This is a genomic window from Microbacterium sp. BF1, assembly GCF_019279095.1.
Lineage (GTDB): Bacteria > Actinomycetota > Actinomycetes > Actinomycetales > Microbacteriaceae > Microbacterium > Microbacterium maritypicum.
The window spans coordinates 1-5,021 of record NZ_JAGYWT010000169.1 but is presented as its reverse complement, the minus strand read 5'-3'; the positions used below and the strand labels follow the sequence as shown (position 1 = coordinate 5,021).

The 5,021-nt window shown below is 66.5% G+C and carries 5 protein-coding genes and 2 pseudogenes; 4 read left to right on the top strand and 3 right to left on the bottom strand.

All coding sequences use genetic code 11. The features are described 5' to 3' along the window. Position 1 precedes the first annotated feature (1 nt). Positions 2–82: pseudogene (locus tag KZA10_RS07850) on the top strand (alkylmercury lyase); the annotation flags it as partial. Between the two features lie 157 nt (positions 83–239). Here KZA10_RS07850 and KZA10_RS07845 read toward each other — a convergent pair. From KZA10_RS07845 to merA, 3 genes are all read right to left on the bottom strand, one after another. Further along, positions 240–683, bottom strand: coding sequence for a hypothetical protein (locus tag KZA10_RS07845; RefSeq protein ID WP_218682585.1), 444 nt, complete (start codon positions 681–683; stop codon positions 240–242). Between the two features lie 433 nt (positions 684–1,116). Next, positions 1,117–1,782, bottom strand: coding sequence for an organomercurial lyase MerB (gene merB, locus KZA10_RS07840; protein ID WP_218682584.1), 666 nt, complete (start codon positions 1,780–1,782; stop codon positions 1,117–1,119). Between the two features lie 46 nt (positions 1,783–1,828). After that, positions 1,829–3,253, bottom strand: a complete 1,425-nt coding sequence (gene merA / locus KZA10_RS07835; RefSeq protein ID WP_218682583.1) for a mercury(II) reductase — start codon at positions 3,251–3,253, stop codon at positions 1,829–1,831. A 110-nt stretch (positions 3,254–3,363) separates the two neighbouring features. Between merA and KZA10_RS07830 the strand changes: the two genes are divergently transcribed. From KZA10_RS07830 to KZA10_RS07820, 3 genes and pseudogenes are all read left to right on the top strand, one after another. Further along, entirely contained in the window at positions 3,364–3,753 is a 390-nt protein-coding gene (locus KZA10_RS07830; protein ID WP_218682582.1) for a heavy metal-responsive transcriptional regulator, read from the top strand. 291 nt (positions 3,754–4,044) lie between these two features. Then, positions 4,045–4,233 (top strand): SDR family oxidoreductase, encoded by a 189-nt coding sequence (locus tag KZA10_RS07825; protein WP_256934547.1) that lies wholly within the window; start codon positions 4,045–4,047, stop codon positions 4,231–4,233. A 143-nt stretch (positions 4,234–4,376) separates the two neighbouring features. Continuing rightward, positions 4,377–5,021: pseudogene (locus KZA10_RS07820) on the top strand (short-chain dehydrogenase); the annotation flags it as partial.

Below are 5,021 nucleotides of genomic sequence, written 5' to 3'. Positions count from 1 at the left end.
GTTGCTGCGACTGCTCGTCGATGGTGACCCCGTCATCATCGACGACCTTGCGGCCGCCACCAGGCTCCCCGTCGACGAGGTCCGGACCCGACTCGTCCAGGCGCGCGAGCAGATAGGAGGGGACCACTCCATGATGTTGTGCGGATGCTGTGCTGCTCATGCTGCGACCCTACGCCGGAGGGCCGACGTTCGAGCGGTCTCGCCCGCGTTCCGGGGAACTTCTCCGCTCGACGCCCCGGTCAGTCGCGCTCGATGCTCAGAACGGTCGTACGCAGTCCGCCGGACTCGTACTGCACGGGCATGCCCGGGTGGTCGATCGAGAACCAGAAGATGCCGTCGTCGGTGTCGTACCGGCGGCAGGTGAGCACGCCGAGCGGTGTCGACAGGCTCACGGTCGACACGCTCGTGGTGCCGGCGTCGAAGGCCGCATGGCCCTGCAGCTCGGCCCAGGTCACCCGGTTCGAGACGACGGCCTTGGGGTCCTCCGCGGCCCAGCGGTCGAGGGTCGCTCCCTCGTCATCGGTGTCGTGGAAGCGGTTGACGTGCTCGGCCATCGGGCCGTCGGGGCCTTCCAGCAGAAGCCGGATCACGGTGCCTGTTCCGGTGGCGTCGCGGATCTCGGCGGCGGTGAACGGCGTCGGCAGGAGTCCGGGGCCGAGCAGGTGCGGATCGGAATCGGTCATGCATCCAGTCTGCGCCACGGGCGACCGGCACGTCACGGGATGGTCTCGATGGAGCGATCCGGACCGACGATCCTTGACAGGATTGCGTTCTGTATACAGAACACCAGTACGCCCGAAGGGGTGATCCCGACCTAGATCTTCCAATGATGTAGGGAGTCATTGAACTTGTCCATTTGTCAGTTGAAATGTCCACGTGATGTCAATATGGACATTTCTCCCCCACTGAGGAGCAGGTGACTGATCCTTCTCAGCTGAGCGAGGGGCTCAACCCGCGTGACGAGGGGGCATCCTGTTCGGCCATTCATGACGTGGCGCGCAGTGCCGGTTCGATCTTGCGGACCATCCGCGCTATTCAGCAACTATGCGCTCAGATCGCGACGAGCTCGAACAGTGAGCCGCGCTCACCGGCCATCCTCGCGAGCCCACTACGGGTTCAGCAGCCGGTATCTGGGCCGCAGCAGTTGCCGGATCGTTCGACGCGGGTGCCGGGCTGGGGGTGCTCGAGCATCCCCGTGACCACGGTGCTACCAAGCTCGAAGGCGTCACTGACGGGGAGGATCTGAGCGCCGGGGTGCTCCGTGAGCCAGCCGGCAGCGTCCTGGGGGGAGGTGAAGTAGTGGACCTGGTTGCAGAACGAGGAGCGGATCGAGGGCTTGTCTCCGGCGTTCACGAGGGACATCACCGCGGTCGCCGGTTCGACACTGGTGATGCCGACGGTCGGGTCGATGCTCACCCGGATCGTGTCGCCGCTAGCTGGGGAGGTCGACTCGATGCGGGCGGGGCGGTCCAGGAGAGCGGGGAAGATCAGGGTATCGAACGCGCACCAGGTGTAGAGCTCCTCACCGGCGACAGTGAACCGGTGCCTGGTGGGGCGCAGGGTGAGGCCCTGGCCGATGATCCGGCCCTGGTCGTCGTACTCGGTCTCCGGCGACGCGGCCAGTCGGGTCCGGACCTCGTCGACGGGGAGCCTGGTGGCGGCCGCAAGGTCGTCGATGATGACGGGGTCACCATCGACGAGCAGTCGCAGCAACGGGACCAGCAGGGCTTCTTCATCGAACCGGGCGAGCCGGGCGGACAGATCGGTCGTGAGGTCAGTCATGGGCACTTCTCCGGTTTCGTGGGTGATGAAGCGGGTCGGCCGGTGCTCAGGCGCAGCAGGACAGCATCGAGACGTCGGTGTTGAATGCTTTCGCGACGATGCGGATGCCCTCGGCCATGGTCAGGTACGGGGCCCACGCGTCGGCGACCTCCGCGATGGTCTTACCGAGAATGTGGACGCCCGCGGCAGCGAGCTCGCCCGCGTCCCGGGCGACGGCGGTGAGGCCGAGGATCTCACCGGTATCGGCGTCGGCGACCATCTTGATGAACCCACGAGTATCCCGGTTCACCACTGCCCGCGGCACATACTCCAATGGCAGGACGCGGCAGTCGCAGCGAATCCCGGCCGCGAGGACTTCCTTCTCGGTCATCCCGACCGAGCCGATCGCGGGACTGGTGAACGTGACACGCGGCATCCGCGTGTAGTCGACGGACTCGTGTGCGTCGACGAAGGCGTTCTCGGCGACCATCGCGCCGTGCCGGGCCGCGACGTAGACGAACTCGGGATGCCCGGTGACATCCCCGGCCGCCCATACGCGAGGGTTCGAGGACTGCATATCGTCGGTGACCAGAACCTGCCCGGCGTCGCCGGTGTTCACCCCCACCGCGCCAAGGTTGAGACCCTGCGTGACCGGGCGGCGTCCGAGCGCGACGAGGATCTCGTCGGCACGGAACTCCTGCCCGCCGCCCAAGACCTCGGCCGTGACGACGACCTGCCCTGTCGCCGTGTCCCGGGCCACGCGTGTGGGAACAGCGCGGCGGACCACCCGGATGCCCTCATCGGCGAAGACCTCCTGCAACGCTTTGGAGACCTCAGGCTCCTCCTTCGACGCCAGCCGGGACCGCACCAGCAGCGTCACCTTCGCGCCGAGCCGGGCGAACAACTGGGCCATCTCCAATGCCACGTAGCCCCCGCCGAGCACCAGCAGCGAGTCCGGGACCTTATCCAGCTCCATCGCCGATGTCGAGGTCAGGAAGTCGACTCCGTCCAGCCCTTCGATCGGTGGGGCCCAGGGGCGCGCACCCGTGGCGATCAGGTAATGCGCAGCCTCGACCGTTTCGACCCTGCCGTCCGCGGCGGTCACTTCCAACACCGGTGCATCCGGGGTACCGGCAAAGGCCGCATCACCCTGATAGTTCTGCCAGCCGTAGGCATCGGCCACGTCGACGTACTTCTCGCTCCGCATCGTCTCGACCAGATCCTGCTTCCCAGCGATCAGCGACGGCATGTCCACGAGGTCCGCGGTGGCGGCGATCCCCGGGAACCTGGAACCGGCGTCGGCGGCGACGTGGCGTGCCTCAGCGGCCGCGAGCAGCGCCTTGGACGGTATGCATCCGGTGTTCACGCACGTGCCACCGAACGTGCCACGCTCGATCATCACCACCGACTTACCCAACATGGTGGCCCGTATCGCGGCGGCGAACGCCCCGCCACCCGACCCGACAATCGCGAGATCAAACGTCGAACGCATCCCGATTCCTCTCTGAAGTAATGGAAATCCTGCTGATACAGTCATCATGAACCTTCCAGTACAGGGGAAGGTCAAGAGGCGCGCTCAACAAATGCAGAGGAGCAAGGAACATGCGGATCGGCGAACTGGCGGATGCAGCCGGCACGACCACGAAAACGCTGCGGTTCTACGAAGACAAGGGGCTCCTGCCCTCCGCTGAGCGGACCCCCGCAGGATACCGCGACTACACGGCAGAGACCCTCACCCGGATCGACTTCATCCACCGCGGCCAAGCCGCAGGCCTTACACTCCTCCAAATCCGGCAGATCCTCGACATCCGCGACCAAGGTCAAGCACCCTGCGGACACGTCCGGGACCTGCTCGACACGAGGCTCGCTGATATCGACCAGCAACTCCGACAGCTCCACGACCTGCGCGACACCCTCGCCGGGCTCCGCGACCACGCCGAACGCGTCGAACCCGACATGTGTAGTCCGGACGACGTCTGCCGCTACCTCTAGCCAACGCAGCGGAATACTCACCTCTATCTCTTGGTCAAGAGATGACGGGTCCAGCAACTTGAGATCGCCGGTGGAGCCGTACGCCAAGGCAGCGGTTCACTGACTTGACTCATCGAGTCCGTGACGTGTTCGCGTTGCGTGGACAAATCAACTGACGGACTGACGTGATCAGCGCGGACATCACCCACGATGCTTCAGCGATACCACGCACCTGAGGCGGACAAGTTCGACAACTTCCTACAAATGATGAAAGAGGTAGCGAGATGGCACGTGCGAACGTGACGCGGTATCTTGCTGCGCGACGAGGCCCGTCAGCTCGCGCAGGACACCGACGCCTTCCTCGCCGAAGCCGCTGATTGTCCGCTGCGACGGATGGGCGAGCCGAGCGAGGTCGCGCAGGCCGTGGTCTGGCTCGCGAGCGACGACTCCTCGTACGTCACCGGGTCGGCGCTCGTCGTGGACGGCGGCGGGATCGCGTAGCTACGGTGAGCCCGCGCGCTCCGTCGAGTGCGCGGGCTCTCGACGTCGCGCCGTGCGCTCGACGACCGGCTCATGTGCCAGGCTCATGTGCCCCGCGGGCGGGGTCGGGCGTACCCCCAGGACACTCGCGTAAAATCAGCACAATGACCGACGCCCCCTCCGACGCTGCACCCGACCTCGGACCGGGCGTCGACCCCGACGATCTCGCCACGACTCTTCGCGTACTCGCCGAGCTGCACCAGATCGACAACGAGCATCCGGACTTCGTCGCCGTGCGCCATGCGACCGCGGCGATGTTCAAGGCCGTCAAGCGGGTGCGCCGCAAGGAGATCCGCGATGCGATCGCCGAGGCCGACAAGGCCGTGGTCGCCCGCACCGCCACCGGAGCGCCCGACCGCATCGACGACGAGACGCGCGGCAACGACCTCGCCACGAGCGTGATCGACGCCCCGATCGCGGGCGAGCTGCTCAAGCCCCGCAACTGCTACATCTGCAAGCAGCCCTACACGCAGGTGGATGCGTTCTACCACCAGCTCTGCCCGGACTGCGCCCGCTTCAGCCACGGCAAGCGCAACGCCCGTACCGACCTCACCGGCAAGCGCGCCCTGCTCACGGGTGGTCGCGCCAAGATCGGCATGCACATCGCTCTGCGGCTGCTCCGCGACGGGGCGCACACCACGATCACCACCCGATTCCCGCGCGACGCCGTGCGGCGCTTCTCGGCTCTGCCCGACTCGGCGGACTGGCTGCACCGTCTGCGCGTCGTCGGCATCGACCTGCGCGACCCC

Bases quoted from the DNA above. Each gene is read 5' to 3' on its own strand.
- KZA10_RS07845 (WP_218682585.1), bottom strand. From the start codon at position 683: ATGACCGATTCCGATCCGCACCTGCTCGGCCCCGGACTCCTGCCGACG.
- merB (WP_218682584.1), bottom strand. From the start codon at position 1,782: ATGACTGACCTCACGACCGATCTGTCCGCCCGGCTCGCCCGGTTCGAT.
- merA (WP_218682583.1), bottom strand. From the start codon at position 3,253: ATGCGTTCGACGTTTGATCTCGCGATTGTCGGGTCGGGTGGCGGGGCG.
- KZA10_RS07830 (WP_218682582.1), top strand. From the start codon at position 3,364: ATGCGGATCGGCGAACTGGCGGATGCAGCCGGCACGACCACGAAAACG.